The sequence below is a fragment of the Variovorax nitratireducens genome (assembly GCF_051216545.1).
Lineage (GTDB): Bacteria > Pseudomonadota > Gammaproteobacteria > Burkholderiales > Burkholderiaceae_C > Variovorax.
Map to the genome: position 1 here is coordinate 73,578 of NZ_JBPJZO010000016.1, position 15,845 is coordinate 89,422.

Annotated in this window: 26 protein-coding genes; 3 read left to right on the plus strand and 23 right to left on the minus strand. The window is 65.5% G+C overall.

Features of this window, described 5'->3' with window-relative positions; all coding sequences use genetic code 11:
• Positions 1 to 15: 15 nt before the first annotated feature.
• From ACSFA8_RS25505 to ACSFA8_RS25535, 7 genes are all read right to left on the minus strand, one after another.
• Entirely contained in the window at positions 16 to 486 is a 471-nt protein-coding gene (locus ACSFA8_RS25505) for a DUF4260 domain-containing protein (RefSeq protein WP_435482263.1), read from the minus strand.
• On the minus strand, positions 479 to 943 hold the full coding sequence (locus ACSFA8_RS25510; RefSeq protein WP_435482264.1) for a Spy/CpxP family protein refolding chaperone: 465 nt from the start codon (positions 941 to 943) through the stop codon (positions 479 to 481). Before ACSFA8_RS25510 ends, ACSFA8_RS25505 begins: the two co-directional genes overlap by 8 nt.
• 43 nt (positions 944 to 986) lie before the next feature.
• Entirely contained in the window at positions 987 to 1,334 is a 348-nt protein-coding gene (locus tag ACSFA8_RS25515; protein WP_435482265.1) for a DUF4148 domain-containing protein, read from the minus strand.
• A gap of 172 nt (positions 1,335 to 1,506) precedes the next feature.
• Entirely contained in the window at positions 1,507 to 3,303 is a 1,797-nt protein-coding gene (gene ptsP, locus ACSFA8_RS25520; RefSeq protein WP_435482266.1) for a phosphoenolpyruvate--protein phosphotransferase, read from the minus strand.
• Between the two features lie 85 nt (positions 3,304 to 3,388).
• Positions 3,389 to 3,658: an HPr family phosphocarrier protein gene (locus ACSFA8_RS25525; protein ID WP_435482267.1), complete on the minus strand. Its 270-nt coding sequence runs from the start codon at positions 3,656 to 3,658 to the stop codon at positions 3,389 to 3,391.
• A complete protein-coding gene (locus tag ACSFA8_RS25530; protein WP_435482268.1) occupies positions 3,627 to 4,082 on the minus strand; it encodes a PTS sugar transporter subunit IIA in 456 nt (151 codons plus the stop codon). Before ACSFA8_RS25530 ends, ACSFA8_RS25525 begins: the two co-directional genes overlap by 32 nt.
• A gap of 45 nt (positions 4,083 to 4,127) precedes the next feature.
• Entirely contained in the window at positions 4,128 to 4,691 is a 564-nt protein-coding gene (locus ACSFA8_RS25535; protein ID WP_435482269.1) for a hypothetical protein, read from the minus strand.
• Between the two features lie 14 nt (positions 4,692 to 4,705).
• Here ACSFA8_RS25535 and ACSFA8_RS25540 point away from each other — a divergent pair, with 14 nt between their 5' ends.
• Complete coding sequence (locus ACSFA8_RS25540) at positions 4,706 to 5,203, plus strand: TlpA disulfide reductase family protein (protein ID WP_286541015.1); 498 nt, start codon at positions 4,706 to 4,708, stop codon at positions 5,201 to 5,203.
• Positions 5,204 to 5,284: 81 nt separating this feature from the next.
• On the opposite strand, the gene ACSFA8_RS25545 is transcribed toward ACSFA8_RS25540, so the two are convergent.
• Positions 5,285 to 5,734, minus strand: a complete 450-nt coding sequence (locus ACSFA8_RS25545) for a c-type cytochrome (protein WP_435482270.1) — start codon at positions 5,732 to 5,734, stop codon at positions 5,285 to 5,287.
• 153 nt (positions 5,735 to 5,887) lie between these two features.
• Between ACSFA8_RS25545 and ACSFA8_RS25550 the strand changes: the two genes are divergently transcribed.
• Together ACSFA8_RS25550 and ACSFA8_RS25555 are read left to right on the plus strand one after the other, a co-directional pair.
• Positions 5,888 to 6,601, plus strand: coding sequence for a cytochrome b/b6 domain-containing protein (locus ACSFA8_RS25550; protein ID WP_435482271.1), 714 nt, complete (start codon positions 5,888 to 5,890; stop codon positions 6,599 to 6,601).
• Positions 6,598 to 7,185, plus strand: coding sequence for a GNAT family N-acetyltransferase (locus ACSFA8_RS25555; protein ID WP_435482272.1), 588 nt, complete (start codon positions 6,598 to 6,600; stop codon positions 7,183 to 7,185). Before ACSFA8_RS25550 ends, ACSFA8_RS25555 begins: the two co-directional genes overlap by 4 nt.
• A gap of 111 nt (positions 7,186 to 7,296) precedes the next feature.
• Here the strand turns inward: ACSFA8_RS25555 and ACSFA8_RS25560 are convergent, their stop codons facing one another.
• The 15 genes from ACSFA8_RS25560 to ACSFA8_RS25630 form a co-directional block, all read right to left on the minus strand.
• Positions 7,297 to 7,803 (minus strand): peroxiredoxin, encoded by a 507-nt coding sequence (locus tag ACSFA8_RS25560; RefSeq protein WP_435482273.1) that lies wholly within the window; start codon positions 7,801 to 7,803, stop codon positions 7,297 to 7,299.
• A gap of 74 nt (positions 7,804 to 7,877) precedes the next feature.
• Positions 7,878 to 8,147: a 30S ribosomal protein S17 gene (gene rpsQ / locus ACSFA8_RS25565; protein WP_286541010.1), complete on the minus strand. Its 270-nt coding sequence runs from the start codon at positions 8,145 to 8,147 to the stop codon at positions 7,878 to 7,880.
• Between the two features lie 9 nt (positions 8,148 to 8,156).
• Entirely contained in the window at positions 8,157 to 8,363 is a 207-nt protein-coding gene (rpmC, locus tag ACSFA8_RS25570) for a 50S ribosomal protein L29 (RefSeq protein ID WP_286541489.1), read from the minus strand.
• A 58-nt stretch (positions 8,364 to 8,421) separates the two neighbouring features.
• Entirely contained in the window at positions 8,422 to 8,838 is a 417-nt protein-coding gene (rplP, locus tag ACSFA8_RS25575; protein WP_340367388.1) for a 50S ribosomal protein L16, read from the minus strand.
• 28 nt (positions 8,839 to 8,866) lie between these two features.
• Complete coding sequence (rpsC, locus tag ACSFA8_RS25580; protein WP_435482274.1) at positions 8,867 to 9,790, minus strand: 30S ribosomal protein S3; 924 nt, start codon at positions 9,788 to 9,790, stop codon at positions 8,867 to 8,869.
• A 15-nt stretch (positions 9,791 to 9,805) separates the two neighbouring features.
• Entirely contained in the window at positions 9,806 to 10,138 is a 333-nt protein-coding gene (rplV, locus tag ACSFA8_RS25585; protein WP_213958426.1) for a 50S ribosomal protein L22, read from the minus strand.
• 9 nt (positions 10,139 to 10,147) lie between these two features.
• Entirely contained in the window at positions 10,148 to 10,426 is a 279-nt protein-coding gene (gene rpsS, locus ACSFA8_RS25590) for a 30S ribosomal protein S19 (protein ID WP_007838132.1), read from the minus strand.
• Positions 10,427 to 10,437: 11 nt separating this feature from the next.
• Positions 10,438 to 11,262, minus strand: a complete 825-nt coding sequence (gene rplB / locus ACSFA8_RS25595; protein WP_286541003.1) for a 50S ribosomal protein L2 — start codon at positions 11,260 to 11,262, stop codon at positions 10,438 to 10,440.
• Positions 11,263 to 11,264: 2 nt separating this feature from the next.
• Complete coding sequence (gene rplW, locus ACSFA8_RS25600) at positions 11,265 to 11,591, minus strand: 50S ribosomal protein L23 (RefSeq protein WP_286541488.1); 327 nt, start codon at positions 11,589 to 11,591, stop codon at positions 11,265 to 11,267.
• 5 nt (positions 11,592 to 11,596) lie between these two features.
• Complete coding sequence (rplD, locus tag ACSFA8_RS25605; protein WP_286541002.1) at positions 11,597 to 12,217, minus strand: 50S ribosomal protein L4; 621 nt, start codon at positions 12,215 to 12,217, stop codon at positions 11,597 to 11,599.
• Positions 12,217 to 12,897: a 50S ribosomal protein L3 gene (gene rplC / locus ACSFA8_RS25610; RefSeq protein ID WP_286540999.1), complete on the minus strand. Its 681-nt coding sequence runs from the start codon at positions 12,895 to 12,897 to the stop codon at positions 12,217 to 12,219. The genes rplD and rplC overlap by 1 nt, the downstream gene beginning before the upstream one ends.
• A 214-nt stretch (positions 12,898 to 13,111) precedes the next feature.
• On the minus strand, positions 13,112 to 13,633 hold the full coding sequence (locus tag ACSFA8_RS25615; RefSeq protein ID WP_435482275.1) for a hypothetical protein: 522 nt from the start codon (positions 13,631 to 13,633) through the stop codon (positions 13,112 to 13,114).
• An 11-nt stretch (positions 13,634 to 13,644) separates the two neighbouring features.
• Complete coding sequence (locus ACSFA8_RS25620) at positions 13,645 to 15,261, minus strand: hypothetical protein (RefSeq protein WP_435482276.1); 1,617 nt, start codon at positions 15,259 to 15,261, stop codon at positions 13,645 to 13,647.
• A 139-nt stretch (positions 15,262 to 15,400) separates the two neighbouring features.
• Entirely contained in the window at positions 15,401 to 15,715 is a 315-nt protein-coding gene (gene rpsJ / locus ACSFA8_RS25625; protein WP_007838118.1) for a 30S ribosomal protein S10, read from the minus strand.
• 14 nt (positions 15,716 to 15,729) lie between these two features.
• Positions 15,730 to 15,845 (minus strand): EF-Tu C-terminal domain-related protein (locus ACSFA8_RS25630; RefSeq protein ID WP_475544492.1); only part of this gene is annotated, 116 nt, incomplete at its 5' end.

Consider the following 15,845-nt stretch of genomic DNA (forward strand, 5'->3'; position numbering starts at 1 on the left):
ACCCCTTGAAAAGGATCACCACGCGTCACGCGGGCCGAGTTGCCCGAGGTGGGTGGCGCCGAAGCTGCTGCCGTACTTGAGGCCGTAGCCCAGCAGGCGATCGAAGCCGATGTGAGCCAGCCAGACCAGCCCCAGCGCCAGCGCAACCGGTTGCGCGGCCAGCGCGCCGAGCGCGATCAGCGCGGCAGGCCCGAAGTAGGAATGCGCGGCGTTGTAGAGCATGGCTCCGGTGCGCGCGCCAGCAAGGTAGCCCAGCAGCGAGACATCGGGCACGAGGAACAGCAGCGCGAACGCGCCCCAGCCGGCGCCGACCTGCTCGTACGCGACCAGCGCGCCGACCAGCAGCACCGCGCCTTCGAGGCGCAGCAGATTCCGCACGCCGCCGCGCGCCGCGCCGGGCTGCACCGGAACCACGGTGCTGATGCCCGGCGTCCGCTCGGCGCGGCGCCAGCCCCGCCCGCCGCTGAAGCCCGCAACTTCAGCCACGATGGCCCCAACGGCGGCCACGGGCCATGAACTCGCGCACCTTCTGCTGCTGCGACGGGTTCAGGTTGTCGAAGAAGTCGGCCGCCGCCGCGATGATTTCGGGGCTGCCAGCGCGCACCGCTGCCGTCTTTTCGTCGACCAGCTTGGCGGCGCCAGCCTGGTCGAGCTTGTTGCCGGCGAACAGCGACGTGAACTGCGAGCGGGCGCCGCCGGCGCCGCCCGCGTCACGCATCGCCGTGCGTTGCGCCTGCAGTTTTTCGGCGAGCACGCCGAGCTTCTGCTTTTGCGTGGCATCGAGGTCGAGCTTGCTGCCGACGCGCTCGACCACCTTGGCACGGAATTCGGCCGGATCGCCGCCGCCCCAGCCGTGACGCTGGGCCGCACAGCCGGCAATGCTGCCGACCACGAGCGCGCCGCCGAAGAGGCCGAAAAGGGAACGTTTGATCCAGTGCTTCATGAGATGTCCTTGGGGATGGAATGGAGGAAGGGGCGGTGGCGCTTCAGAGCTTGCTGGTGCGCAGGTCGACCGGGTTTTGCATGGTCGAGATGACCTTGCTGTTGACGCGCGAGCCCGAGCTCACGTTCTGATCCGGCGCGGCGCTCGCGCGCACGGCTTCGGCCTGAACCGCTGCGCGATCCTTCGAAACGGCGACGGTTTCGGCGCCGCGCGAACCGCGTGTCACGTTCTGGTCGGGTGCCGAAGCAGCGCGCAGGGCTTCGGCATGCACGGCGTCGCGGCTCATGGCGGAAACGGGCGCCTGCACGCCGGCGTAGGTCTCAGCGTGGACGGCCGAGGTGCCCAGCAGGGCCAGCGCGGAAACGGCAAGGAAGGTGGAGCGGATGTTCATGATCGAGGCCTTTCAGGGAGTGCTTGTTGAAGGAGCCTCGATGGTGCGAGCAGCGTCGCGCCGCGTCTTTTCAGCGCGGTCTCGTTATGTTTCGTTTGATGTCGACGCCGTTGTTCAACAGCGCCCGCGCCCGCAAAAAGCGGGGCGCCGCAGGCCGACCGGAGCCGGAAGCTCAGCGCGCCAGCAGTAGCGCGGGGTCGTCGGCCTCGAGCACCTGTTGCGCCCACGGCACCAGCTTGTTGGTGTCGGCGCGCAACACCTCCTGCTTGACCGTGAGGATCTGCGAGGGGTGCATCGAGAAGCTGCGCAGGCCCATGCCGAGCAGCAGCCGCGTGAACTGGGGGTCGCCCGCCATTTCGCCGCAGACGCTGACGCCCTTGCCCTGGCGGCGGCATTCCGCAATGGTGTCGGCCACCAGGCGCAGCACGGCCGGATGCGCCGGGTCGTAGAGATGCGCCACCGCTTCGTCGGCCCGATCGATTGCCAGCGTGTACTGGATCAGGTCGTTGGTGCCGATCGAGAGAAAGTCGAAGTACTTCAGGAAGGTCTTGAGCGTGAGCGCCGCGGCCGGAATCTCGATCATGGCGCCAAGCTTCACCTGGCCGTACACCACGCCGCGGTTGTCGAGCTCGGCGCGGGCGAAGTCGATCAGCGACAGCGTCTGGCGGATCTCGCTGGCGTGCGCGAGCATCGGAATCAGCAGGTGGATCTCGCCGTGCGCCGCGGCGCGCAGGATGGCGCGCAGCTGCGTCAGGAACATGGCCGGGTCGGCCAGGCTCCAGCGGATCGCACGCAGGCCGAGCGCCGGGTTCAGGTGCTCCTGCTTGTTGGCCGACTTGCCGTCGAGCGGCTTGTCGGCGCCGACGTCGATGGTACGGATGGTGACCGGCATGCCCTGCATGCCTTCGACCGCGCGCTTGTAGGCCTGGTACTGCTCTTCTTCGTCGGGCAGCCGCGAGAGGCGCTGCGACTCGCGGCCCATGAACAGGAACTCGCTACGGAACAGCCCCACGCCCACGGCGCCGGCCTTGACCGCGTTGAGCGTGTCTTCCGGCATTTCGATGTTGGCCAGCAGGTCGACGCGCTCGCCATCGAGCGTGACAGCCGGCTTGTGGCGCAGGCGCGAGAGCCGGCCGCGTTCGAGGTCACCCTGGCGCTGCTTGAAACCGTACTCCGCCAGGATGATCGGCGACGGGTCGACGATCACCACGCCGGCATCGCCGTCGATGATGACCCAGTCGTCCTGGCGCACCAGTTGGCTCGCGCTGCGCGCGCCGACCACGGCCGGAATGTCCATGCTGCGCGCGACGATCGCAGTGTGCGAGGTGCGGCCGCCCACGTCGGTGACGAAGCCGGCGAACACGCTCTTCTTGAACTGCAGCATGTCGGCCGGCGACAGGTCGTGCGCAATAAGTACCAACGGCACGTCGATGCCGTCGCTGACGGTCACGTCTTCGTCGTCCTCCGCCTCGGCCGCGCGCTTGCGGCGCGGCGGCTTGGGCGCCAGTACGGCGGCGGTGCCCTTCATGCGGTGCAGCAGGCGCTCGACTACCTGCTCGAGGTCGGCCTTGCGCTCCCGCAGGTACTCGTCCTCCATCTCGTCGAACTGGCGCGCGATGATTTCGAGCTGCGTGGTCAGCGCCCATTCGGCGTTGTAGAGGCGTTCGGTGATCCAGTGCTTGACGCCTTCGGACAGGGCCTCGTCCTGCAGCAGCATCTGGTGCACTTCAAGCAGTGCCGAGAGCTCGTGCGGCGCGTCTTTAGGACCCATCAGGGCTACGCTGGCCTGCAGTTTGACGAGCTCTTCGGCCACGGCATTGCGCGCACTGCGCACGCGGCCGATCTCGGTATCGATCTCTTCGGGCTTGATGAAGTAGTGGGCAACGTCGATACGGCTCGACACCACCAGCACCGCGCGTCCGATCGCGATGCCACGGGCAACAGGAAGGCCGTGGACCGCGAAGGTCATGCCAGGCCGGCGCCGAGCCGCCCCAAGCCGGCCGCGCCTCCTCGGGGGGCAGCGACGACACGAAGTGCGGAGCGTGGGGGCATGTTTATTCGCCTTCCCCGAATTTGTCGTTGATCAGCTCGACCACCGCGTCCATGGCTTCCTGTTCCTGATCGCCGCTGATTTCAATGTCGATCGTGACGCCGATGCCGGCGGCCAGCATCATCACGCCCATGATGCTCTTGGCATTGACGCGGCGGTCGCCGCGCGCCAGGTACACGTCGCACGGGAAACTGCCGGCCAGCTTGGTGAGCTTGGCCGACGCACGGGCATGCAGCCCGAGCTTATTGCTGATGGTCACGGAGTTCTTGATCACTGAGTTTTCTTCGCGCCTGGTTTTGGGGTGCCGCCACGGCCACCTGCATGACACCCGCCGTGCCGCCGGTGACCGCGCGCTGCACGAGCGCCTCGAGCGGTTCGTGGCGGTAGGTCACGGCGCGCAGCAGCATCGGCAGGTTGACGCCGGCCACAAGCCGCGAGCGGGCGCCGTCGACCAGCTTCTGCGCCACGTTGCAGGGCGTGGCACCGAACACGTCGGCCAGCACCAGCACCTGGGAGCGCGGCGTGCGGTATTGCTGCTGCAGCGTGATGCGCGCCGCCGCCAGCGTTTCTTCGGGCGAGACATTGGGCAGCACGTCGAGCGCCACGATGGAGCTCTCGCAATCGGGGAACACGTGCAGCGCGCACTGTCTCAGCGCCTGGGCCAGTGGCGAGTGGGCGATGATGAAAATGCTGTTCATGCGGTGTCGGAGGTCGGTCGCTGATTATGCGGGGGTTGTGCGATCTCACGGCAGGCGCAGCCCGTCGAAGAAAGTCCCCGTGGCATCGCTGGCCGACGGCGTGCCGAGCACCGTGGCCTGGTAGATCGCGACGCTGCCGTCGCGCTGCGCGTGCGCGAACCAGCGCACGCGGGCTTCGGTCGGCTTGCCGTCGGGGCCGGCGCCCCGCGTCTCAATCTGCCAGGGCGGCGGCGAGCCCGCGGCGCGCACCATGCTGACCGGCCCCTCCTGGATCTGGCCGCCGGTTGCGGCCTGCCACTGGGCGCGCGTGCCGGCGCGCCAGGCGGCCAGCCAGGCCTCGGCCTGGGCCACGTTGTCGGCGCGGGCATAGGCCACCGCAAAAGTGGCGCCGCCGGCTTCGCAGCCGGCCATCTGGACGCTTACCGACTCGCTTCCGAACGGAATCTGGCGCTCGGCACGGTCGGGCTTGCAGGGCATCAGCGCCCTCAACTCGGCGTTGGTTGCCGCAACGTCGCGCCAGTTGAAGGTGGGGCTGCAGGCGACCGCCAGCAGGAGCGTCGGCGCGGCCAGCAGGCGAAAGCCGGCGGAACTAAAATCGCGACGCTCCATCTGTCAGACACCCCATGAAAAAAGCCCTCTATGTTGCCGCAACCGCGATCGCCCTGGCGGCCGGCGTGGGCGTGTACCTGAATTCGGGCGCCACGGAGGCTCCGGCATCCACCTTCGTACTGCTCGACGGCAGCCAGAAGAGCACCAACGACCTGAAGGGCAAGGTCACGCTGGTCAACTTCTGGGCCACCAGCTGCGTCACCTGCGTCGGCGAAATGCCGAAGGTGATCGCCACGTACGACAAGTACAAGAGCAAGGGCTACGACACGCTGGCGGTGGCCATGAGCTACGACCCGCCGAGCTACGTGGTGAACTTTGCCGAGACGCGCAAACTGCCCTTCAAAGTGGCGATCGACAACACCGGCGCAGTGGCCAAGGCGTGGGGCGACGTGCAGCTCACGCCGACCACTTATCTCGTCAACAAGCGCGGCGAGATCGTCAAGCGGTACGTGGGCGAGCCCGATTTCGCCGAGCTCCACCAGCTGATCGAGAAGCTTCTGACCGAGGTTTGACCGGCCGCAACTTGCAAGCCGGATCGGCCTGCAGCGCCCACGAGGCGGGCGCAAGCAGCTATCAACTTCGTAGCAAAACGCCTAGTCGCGGCGGAAGCTGTCGTGGCATGCCTTGCAGGTACCTCCGACAGATCCAACCGCCGCCTTCAGCGCCTCGAGGTTGCCGGTTTTGGCGGTGGCCAGCAGCTTGGCCGTATCGGCGACCAGCTTGTCGCTGTGTTCCTTGAACTTGGCCGGCTCCTTCCAGATTTCCGCCTTTGCCTTGCCACCCTCCGTGCCTGGCGCATAGGCGCCGCTCCACGGCAATTGCGACACCATGGCCACGACTTCTGCGTTGGCGACCGCGCTGGCCTGGTCGTAGGGCACGCGCCCGTTGGCCATGGCCGCGATGCGCCCGAAATGCTGGCTCTGCATGAACATCGCGCTCTGGCGGTACTTGACCGCGTCTTCGGATTTGGCGAACTGGGCAGCAGCGGGCATCGACAGCGCGGCGCAGGCCGCGGCGAGGGCGAACATGGCAAAGCGATTCATCGTGAGTGTTCCTCAAGGTTGGGGCAGCGCTTCGAAACGGCGCTGCGCGCCAGTGTGAGGGGGCGTCCCCCCATGGGCGCATAGCAACAACCCGCAGACGCCCCTGGCCCGACTTTGCTAATCTGCGGGTTCCGCAGCCCGCCCTACCCTCCGATGAGCGCTTCGTTCGAGCCGACCACCCACCGCGCCGCGCTGGGAGACGAGCTCGCGCGTGCGGCCCGGATCTGGGATCTTCCGACACGGCTGTTCCACTGGGCGTTGGCGTTCGCGGTGATCAGCCTTCTCATCACCGGCCTTGGGGGCATCATGGAATGGCACTTCCGGCTCGGCTATGCAGTGCTGGCGCTGCTGCTGTTCCGGCTGGTGTGGGGCTTCGTCGGCGGGCGCTGGTCGCGCTTCGCGGCCTTCATCTATTCGCCGCGCTCGGTGCTCGACTACCTGGCTGGTCGGGCCCATCCCGACCATCTGATCGGTCATACCCCGCTCGGCGCGTTTTCGGTGTTCGCGCTGCTCGGCATCCTGGCGTTGCAGGTCGCGAGCGGCCTGGTCGCGGACGACGAAATCTCGGCGTCCGGGCCACTGACACGCTTCGTGTCCAGCGCCACGGTGAGCCTCGCCAGCGGTTGGCACACGAGGTACGGCAAATGGATCGTGATCGGGCTGGTCTGCCTGCATGTGCTGGCGATCCTGTTCTACGTATTGGTGAAGCGCGATCGCTTGATTCGACCCATGTTTTCCGGGGACAAGCTGCTGAGCGGCGGTCGCATCGCCGAGAGCCGCGACAACATGGCGACACGGCTGATGGCGCTGTTGATCTTCGCCGTGTGCGCCGGCTTCGCAGCCTGGATTGCATCGTTGCGCGCATGAGCTATTCCGTATCGCGTCCCCTGCCGCTGGCCGACACGCCCGAGATCGTGCTGCTGACGCCCGACGAGCCGCACGAGCTCGATGCTGCGCGTGCTGTGTTCCGCGACTATGCCGAAACACTGGACATCGACCTGTGCTTTCAGAATTTCGAAGAGGAGCTGGCGGGCCTGCCCGGAGACTACGCCGAGCCGCGCGGCTTCCTGCTGCTGGCGCTGGTCGATGCAACCGACGCCAACGCGCAACAGACCACCGGCGCGCCTCTGCTCACGCGGGGTGACGGCCGGCCGGCGCATGTCGCGGGCTGTGGTGCGCTGCGGCCGCTCGACACCGCCGACTACCCGAACGCGGCGGAAATGAAACGGCTCTACGTGCGGCCCGGCTTTCGCGGACTGGGCCTGGGCCGCCAGATAGCCGAGGCGCTGCTCGATGCGGCCCGCAGTGCGGGCTACACCTGCGTGCTGCTCGACACGCTCGACGACATGGAATCGGCGCGCGCGCTCTATGAAGACCTGGGTTTCGAGGACGTGCCGCCCTACTATCACAACCCAATTGCCGGGGCGCACTACCTCAAGGTGGACCTGTAGCTCGCGCCCAGGCTGCGCGCACTTCGTGTCGCTTCGCCTACCCCCTGCCGGGGGCGGCGCCGACGGCCCGGCGAAGCCGGATCCGTGGCACCTCGCGAAAGAATTCTTGGATCAGCCTCGCGCTTGGGCCAGCAGGGTGTCGGCATCGCTCACTTCGAACTTGCCAGGCGCTTCGACGTTGAGTGAGGCGACCTTGCCGTCTTTCACCAGCATCGAATAGCGATTGCTGCGCAGGCCCATGCCGCGGCCCGTGAGGTCGAGCGTCAGGCCGGTGGCCTTGGCGAAGTCGGCACTGCCGTCGGCCAGCATGCGCACCTTGGCGCCAGTCTTCTGATCGCGCGCCCAGGCGCCCATGACGAACGCGTCGTTCACGCTGACGCACCAGATCTCGTCGACGCCGGCGGCCTTGAAGTCGTCGAAGTGCTGCACATAGCCGGGCACGTGTTTGGCCGAGCAGGTCGGTGTGAAGGCACCAGGCAGCGCGAACAGCGCGATGGTCTTGCCGGCCGAAGCCTTGGCCACATCGACCGGGTTCGGGCCGATGCTGCAAGCCTCGCCTTCAACCTCGGAGTACTCCTGCAGGGTGGCCACGGGAAGGGTGTCGCCGACTTTGATCATGGTGAAAGATGCTCCAGAAAAAGAAAAACGGCCCACATTGTGGGCCGTTTTGGCGTGGGCTGCGGGCCGGGGGTTTAGACCGCCGCGGCCTTTTCGACCAGACGGGTCACAACCCAGTTCTTGGTCTTCGAGATCGGCCGGCTTTCGGTGATCTCGATGGTGTCGCCGAGGTGGTACTCGCCCTTTTCGTCATGGGCGTGGTACTTGCTCGTCTTGGCCACGATCTTGCCGTAGAGCTCGTGCTTCACACGACGCTCGACCAGCACGGTCACGGTCTTCTCACGCTTGTCGCTGACCACCTTGCCGATCAAGGTGCGCTTGAGGGACTTTTTAACTTCCGTCATGTTCACTCCTTACTTGGCGGCTTGGGTTTCTTGCTTCTGGGCAAGAATGGTCTTGGCGCGCGCGATATCGCGACGCGTCACGCGCAGCGTCGACGTGTTCGACAGCTGTTGCGTGGCTTTCTGCATGCGCAGGCCGAAATGGGCCTTTTGCAATTCCTTGATTTCGGTCTGCAGGCCGGCGACATCCTTGTCGCGCAACGTTGCGGCCTTCGACACCTTGACCGGCTTGGCCGCGGCGTCCTTCTTCTTGCGTGTTGCCATCAGTGTTCTCCCATCAGGCGCCGATTTGGCGCGAGACGAACGTGGTGCGCAGCGGCAGCTTGGCGGCAGCCAGGCGGAACGCTTCGCGAGCGAGTTCTTCGGGCACGCCGACGATCTCGAACACGATCTTGCCGGGCTGGATTTCAGCCACGTAGTACTCGGGGTTGCCCTTGCCGTTACCCATCCGCACTTCAGCGGGCTTGTGGGAGATCGGCTTGTCGGGGAACACGCGAATCCAGATACGACCACCGCGCTTCACGTGGCGCGAAATCGCGCGACGCGCGGCTTCGAGCTGACGCGCCGTGAGACGGCCGCGGTCGGTGCATTTCAGGCCGAAGTCACCAAAGGCGACCGAGTTGCCCCGGGTCGCGATGCCGGTGTTGCGGCCCTTTTGTTCCTTGCGGAACTTTCTGCGTGCAGGTTGCAGCATGTTTCTTACTCCGTGGTTCTAAGACCGATTACTCGGACTTGGCACCGTCAGCTGCTGCAGCTGGCGCGGCTTTGCGGACGCGCTTAACGGCGGGTTTCGGGGCGTCTGCACCCGGTGCGGGGGCACCACCGGTGGCTTCTGCGGGTTTGTCGCTGCCATCGGCCGGCGCGGTGTTGCCACCGATCGGGCCACGGGCAGCGGGGCGTGCGGAACCACGACGGTCTGCACCCGGACGGTCGCCACCCGGGCGGCCATCACGGCGCGGACCACGCGGACGACGCTCGTCGTCGGGACGCGGCGTTTCGACGGCCGGCAGGTCGTTGCGACCCAGCGTGTCGCCCTTGTAGACCCAGACCTTGACGCCGATGACGCCGTACGTGGTCTTGGCTTCCGAGGTGCCGTAGTCGATGTCGGCACGCAGGGTGTGAAGCGGCACGCGACCTTCGCGGTACCACTCGCAACGTGCGATTTCGATGCCGTTCAGGCGACCCGACGACATGATCTTGATGCCCTGGGCGCCCAGGCGCATGGCGTTCTGCATCGCGCGCTTCATGGCGCGGCGGAACATGATGCGCTTTTCGAGCTGCTGGGTGATGCTGTCGGCGATCAGCTTGGCATCGATTTCGGGCTTGCGCACTTCTTCGATGTTCACTGCCACCGGCACGCCGAGCTGCTTGCCCAGTTCGCGCTTGAGGTTCTCGATGTCCTCGCCCTTCTTGCCGATCACGACGCCCGGACGTGCCGAGTAGATCGTGATGCGGGCGTTCTTGGCGGGGCGCTCGATCATCACGCGGGAGACGGATGCGTTCTTGAGCTTCTTCTTCAGGTACTCGCGCACCTTGATGTCTTCGGCCAGCATGCCCGCGAAATCGCGGTTGTTGGCATACCAGCGGCTGGACCAGTTGCGGGTAACCGCAAGGCGGAAGCCGGTCGGGTGGATTTTTTGTCCCATAGTCTTCCTGGCCTCTTAGTTGCCAACCGTCACGTACACATGGCACGTGGGCTTGCTGATGCTGTTGCCGCGACCCTTGGCGCGCGCGGTGAAGCGCTTGAGCGTGGCGCCTTGTTCGACGTAGATGGTCTTGACCTTCAGTTCGTCGATATCGGCACCGTCGTTGTGCTCGGCGTTGGCGATGGCCGACTCGAGCACCTTCTTGATGATCACAGCGGCCTTTTTCTGCGTGAACTGCAGAACGTTGAGCGCTTGATCGACCTTCTTGCCGCGGATCAGGTCAGCGACCAGACGGCCCTTGTCGACCGAGAGGCGGACGCCGCGGAGGACTGCACGTGTTTCAGACATGGTCGTTCCTTACTTCTTCTGGACTTTCTTGTCCGCGGGGTGCCCCTTGAACGTGCGGGTGAGCGCAAATTCGCCGAGCTTGTGGCCGACCATCTGGTCGGTAATGTAGACAGGCACGTGCTGCTTGCCGTTGTGCACGGCAATGGTCAGGCCGATGAACTCGGGCAGAACCATCGAGCGACGCGACCAGGTCTTGATCGGCTTCTTGTCCTTGGTCGTCACGGCCTTGTCGGCCTTGGCCACCAGGTGGTGGTCGACGAAAGGACCCTTTTTGAGAGAGCGAGTCATGAGGCTGTCCCTTACTTCTTGCGACGCGACACGATGAAGACCTGCGTGCGCTTGTTGTTACGGGTACGGTAGCCCTTGGTGAGATTGCCCCACGGGTCGACAGGATGGCGGCCTTCGCCGGTCTTGCCTTCGCCACCACCGTGCGGGTGGTCCACGGGGTTCATCACCACGCCGCGAACGGTCGGGCGAATACCCATGTGGCGCTTGACACCAGCCTTGCCGAGACGGCGCAGGCTGTGTTCTTCGTTGGCAACTTCACCGATCGTGGCGCGGCATTCGACGTGCACGCGGCGCACTTCACCCGAGCGCATGCGCACCTGAGCGTAGACGCCTTCGCGGGCCAGCAGCGTGGCCGATGTGCCGGCCGAGCGGGCGATTTGCGCGCCCTTGCCGGGTTGCAGCTCGATGCAGTGGATGGTCGAACCCACCGGGATGTTGCGGATCGGCAGCGTGTTGCCGGCGCGGATCGGTGCTTCGGCACCGCTCAGCAGCGTGGCACCGGCTTCCAGACCGCGCGGGGCGATGATGTAGCGGCGCTCGCCATCGGCGTAGCAGACCAAAGCAATGTGGGCGGTGCGGTTCGGGTCGTACTCGATGCGTTCGACCTTGGCCGGGATGCCGTCCTTGTTGCGCACGAAGTCGACCACGCGGTAGTGGTGCTTGTGCCCACCGCCCTTGTGACGCGTCGTGATGTGGCCGTTGTTGTTGCGGCCGGCCTTTTGGAACTGGGGTTCCAGAAGGGCTGCGTGCGGGGCACCCTTGAACAGGTGATCCCGCGAGATCTTCACCGCGCCGCGTTGGCCCGGCGAAGTGGGTTTCATCTTGATGACGGCCATGATTAAGCGCCTTCCCCGACGAGGTTGAGCTCTTGACCGGCCTTCAGCGTCACGTAGGCCTTGCGAACGTTGTCGCGGCGGCCGATGGACTTGCCGAAGCGCTTGGTCTTGCCCTTGGTGTTGAGCACGGACACGCCCTGGACTTCGACCTTGAACATCAGTTCAACAGCGGCCTTGATCTCGGGCTTGGTGGCGTCTTGCAGCACCTTGAAGGTGACCGCATTCGACTTCTCGCCGACCATCGTGGCCTTTTCGGACACGATCGGCGCGACCAGCACCGTCATCAGTCGACCTTCGTCGAACTGGCGGGCGGCGGGCGTAGGATTCATGCGGCTCATGCGAACATCTCCTTGAGCTTTTCGATGGCAGCCTTGGTGACCAGCACCTTCTTGTAGTGCACCAGCGAAACCGGATCGGCGTAACGCGGCTCGACGACGAGCACGTTCACCAGGTTGCGCGAGGCGAGGTACAGGTTTTCATCGACTTCGTCAGCGATCACGAGCACCGATTGCAGATTCATCGCCTTGAACCGGGCCGCCAGCGGCTTGGTCTTGGGCGAATCAACCGTGAGCGAGTCCACCACGGCCAAACGGCCTTCGCGAGCGAGCTGCGAGAGGATCGACGCCATGCCGGCGCGGTACATCTTCTTGTTGATCTTCTGCGAGAAGTTTTCGTCGGGCATGTTCGGGAAAATCCGGCCACCCCCACGCCACAACGGCGAGGACGTCATACCGGCACGGGCACGGCCCGTTCCCTTTTGCTTGAACGGCTTCTTGGTCGAGTGCTTGACCTGCTCGCGATCCTTCTGGGCGCGCGTGCCCTGGCGGGCGTTGGCCTGGAATGCAACGACGATCTGGTGAACCAGGTCTTCGTTGTAGTCACGGCCGAACACGGTCTCGGGGGCGTCGAACTTCGACGCAGCCTGGCCTTGTTCGTTCAGGAGTTCGAGTTCCATTACTTCGCTCCTTCAGCAGCTTGCGGCTTGGCCTTGACGGCGGGGCGCACGGTGACAAAGCCACCCTTGGAGCCCGGAATCGCGCCCTTGATCAACAGCAGCTGACGCGCTTCGTCGATGCGGAACACGTCGAGGTTCTGCGTGGTCACGGTGACGTCGCCGAGATGGCCCGTCATGCGCTTGCCCGGGAACACACGGCCCGGATCCTGCGCCATACCGATGGAACCCGGCACGTTGTGCGAACGGCTGTTGCCGTGCGACGCGCGCTGCGAGCTCATGTTGTGGCGCTTGATGGTGCCAGCGAAGCCCTTGCCGATGGAAGTGCCTTGCACGTCCACCTTCTGGCCGACCGCGAACACGCTGCCTGCGGCGATGACGCCACCGGCCTTGTGCTGACCGGCCGTATCGGCGGTCACGCGGAATTCCTGGATGATTTCACCGGCTTCGACGCCCGCTTTCGCGAGGTGGCCGGCCTGGGGCTTGGTCACACGCGATGCTTTGCGCGAACCGAACGTCACCTGCAGGGCAACGTAGCCATCCGTCTCTTGCGACTTGATCTGGGTCACGCGGTTGTTGGACACATCCACCACCGTGACAGGAACTGCGTCCCCATCATCGGTGAAGAGACGCATCATCCCCACCTTGCGACCCAGCAACCCGAGGGAGTTGCTCAGACTCATTTGTTTTCTCCAAAAATGGAAGTCCTCTCCCGCCGCTGCCACTTCAATTGGCGACAGCGTTGACCGAATCCTTATGAAGGAACCCGGCCACGGAAGAAGGTTGATAAGACCCGACCTTTTGGCGCCCCAAAGGACGCACGAAAGGCAGAGCCAAAGATTATAGCCCGCGATGTTGCCATCACGCAAGGGCGGCCAACGGGCCACCCTCCTGCGCTCAACGCACCGGCATCGATATCACGGGCTCGCCCGCCGGCGTCTTCTTGAGATCGCCACTCGAGCGCATCGTCGGCGCGACCTTGCCGACCCGCACCGGGATCGACGTTGCGCTGGTCAGCCCGTGCTGCGTGGTGAAAACGTTCAGGTAAGAGATCCCCTCAGCGCCCGGAGCCACCTGCACGGTGACGGTAGTTACCTCGCCGGCCGGCAAGCGGAGATCGGCGCTGCCGGTCAGCGTGAGCCCGGGATCGGCGCTGAGTCGCACGCCCGCGCCCGCCGGATCGACGACGCCGTCGAAACGTATGGTCACAGTCGTGTTGCGGCCGACCTGCGGCGAGCCGTCGACCGTGTACTGCACGTCGACGCCGGCGCCGTTGGGCTTTTTCGCGGCCTGGGTCATGGTGGCCTGCCTTGACGGTGTCTTGGCGATGCCGGGCGCGGGGGCGTCGGCCGACGCCGCCAGCGGCATTGCAAGCGCCAGCGCCAGAAAGGTCACGCTCGAACTGCGTCGGATGTTCATGGCGGCGTTCCTCAAGTAATGCTGACGTTGAAGCAGGTCGATGCAGCGGAGTCGTTGTAATCGCGCAGAACCACAACGTTGTCCCCGGCCAGCAGGCCGACGGCCGCCGTCTCGGTCGACCCCAGGCCATCGCTGAGCGCCAACAACCGGCCGCTGTAGACCTCGAAGTCCGGATCGGCCGCGGCCGGGCCCGTCACCGAAATCTGGCGGGCACCCGCGCTGGGCGCAGTGACCCGGAGATAGACGAAGCTGCCAAGCTTGTTGCCGGCACCGGCGATGTTGGAGACGCAGGCGACCGTGGTGGCGCCGATAGAGGCCGTCACGTACATCGGCAGCGCCGATGCAATCGCAGGTGCACCGCCGGCATTGGTTTCGGCCGTCCCGAACGGGTCGTTCGCCGCCGCACTGATGTTTTGCCCGACCAGCAGACCGGTCAACGCGGAGGCGCTACCCGGCGACGCGGCATTGAACGCGGCGGTGAACGGGTGAATCGACGTGACGGCAACGGCCGTTTTGAACGTACCGGTCATGGCGGCGTGGATCGGCTGGAATCCAACCTGCTGGTTGAGATTCCACAGGATCGACTGGATCGACATCTCCCGGTACCAGCCGGGATTGTTCGCGGGGCCCGCCGAAAGATCGACGTTGACGCCTTGCGCCTGTGCGGGACCCCCCGAATCGGTGTAGTTGCTGCGCGCCAACGCAATGCCCGACCAGGCATTGCCCCAGCCCTCCGAGAAGGCAAGACGGCGATCGACCCGCTGCGACTGGGAGTGCTCGCCGCCCGGCGAATCATCGCGGCTGAATGCCGATTGGTAGTAGTGCCCCCACTCGTGCGCGATCACCGAGGCATCGTATTCATCGGTATCGACGTTTTCCTTGCCGAGCACATAGATTGCGCGGCCGCTCGAACCGCCGCTCGAGAACGAGGTGGTTCCGATCTGGCCGAGCGCCGGACTGCCGCCGGAAGGCACGTTGTTGACGCTCCAGAACACCCGCAACGAAGGAAAGGCCGTCGCCGGCGCAGCGGAAAGCACTTTCTGGATTGCCGTGTAGACCGTGTCGAGCACCGCGAAAGGCGCCGCGATCCGCGTGCCGGTGTAGGACGCGCCACCCCAACCCGAAGTTGCGCGCAGGTCGCGCGTCAGCGCCGCTGCGCCCGACGAGAAGGTCGGTGAATCGATCACGTAGATCGCGTCGGACTGGGTGTTGTCGCGCACGCTGACGTCCCAGGTGGCGCCGCTGCCGCCCTGCACCATCTGGGCCTTGACCCGCACGAAGATCTGCGTGTTCGAAGGCACCGTGGCCGAGTACACGCCGTTGCCATCGGTCGTGGTGCTGGCCAACACGGTCGACGCAGCGTTGAGCACTTCCACTGCCGCGCCGCGCACAGGTTTGGCGCTGCTGGATCCGTAGAGCAGTGCGCCGGTAGCGTTGGGGACTGCGTCGTAGGTGGCAGTACCGCTGAGCGTGACCGGAATGGTGGTGTCACCAACAGACCCCGGCACGGCAACGCCCGGGAGCGGGAAGAAGGCCGCGCCGCCGCCGCCCCCGCCGCCCCCGCCGCAGCCAGCCAGCACGACGAGGGCAAGAATCGCGACACCGCGAGACCACAACATCTTGTTCATACCGGCTGCCCTTTCCCTGTCTGGGAGTTCCCGAACGATAACGCGTCGCTCTCTGCGAAGGATGCCACAGGCGCGACGGAAAAGACAAAGCCCGCTTGCCGAAATGCACGCGGGCTTTGTCGAACCGGTTTCCGGCGATTTACTGCAGCTTGATCTCGACGTCAACGCCGGCCGGCAGGTCGAGCTTCATCAGCGCGTCCACGGTCTTGTCGGTCGGGTCGACGATGTCCATCAGGCGCTGGTGCGTGCGGATCTCGAGCTGGTCGCGCGACGTCTTGTTGACGTGCGGCGAACGCAGGATGTCGAAACGCTTCATGCGGGTCGGCAGGGGCACGGGGCCCTTGACGATCGCGCCGGTGCGCTTGGCGGTGTCCACAATTTCAGCGGCCGACTGGTCGATGAGCTTGTAGTCGAACGCCTTCAGGCGGATGCGGATTTTTTGCTTGGTGGCCATGATGCGGTTCCTTATCAGGCGAGGATCTTTGCCACGACACCCGAGCCGACGGTCTTGCCGCCTTCACGGATGGCGAAGCGCAGGCCTTCTTCCATCGCGATCGGGTTGATCAGCTTGACCGTGATGCTCA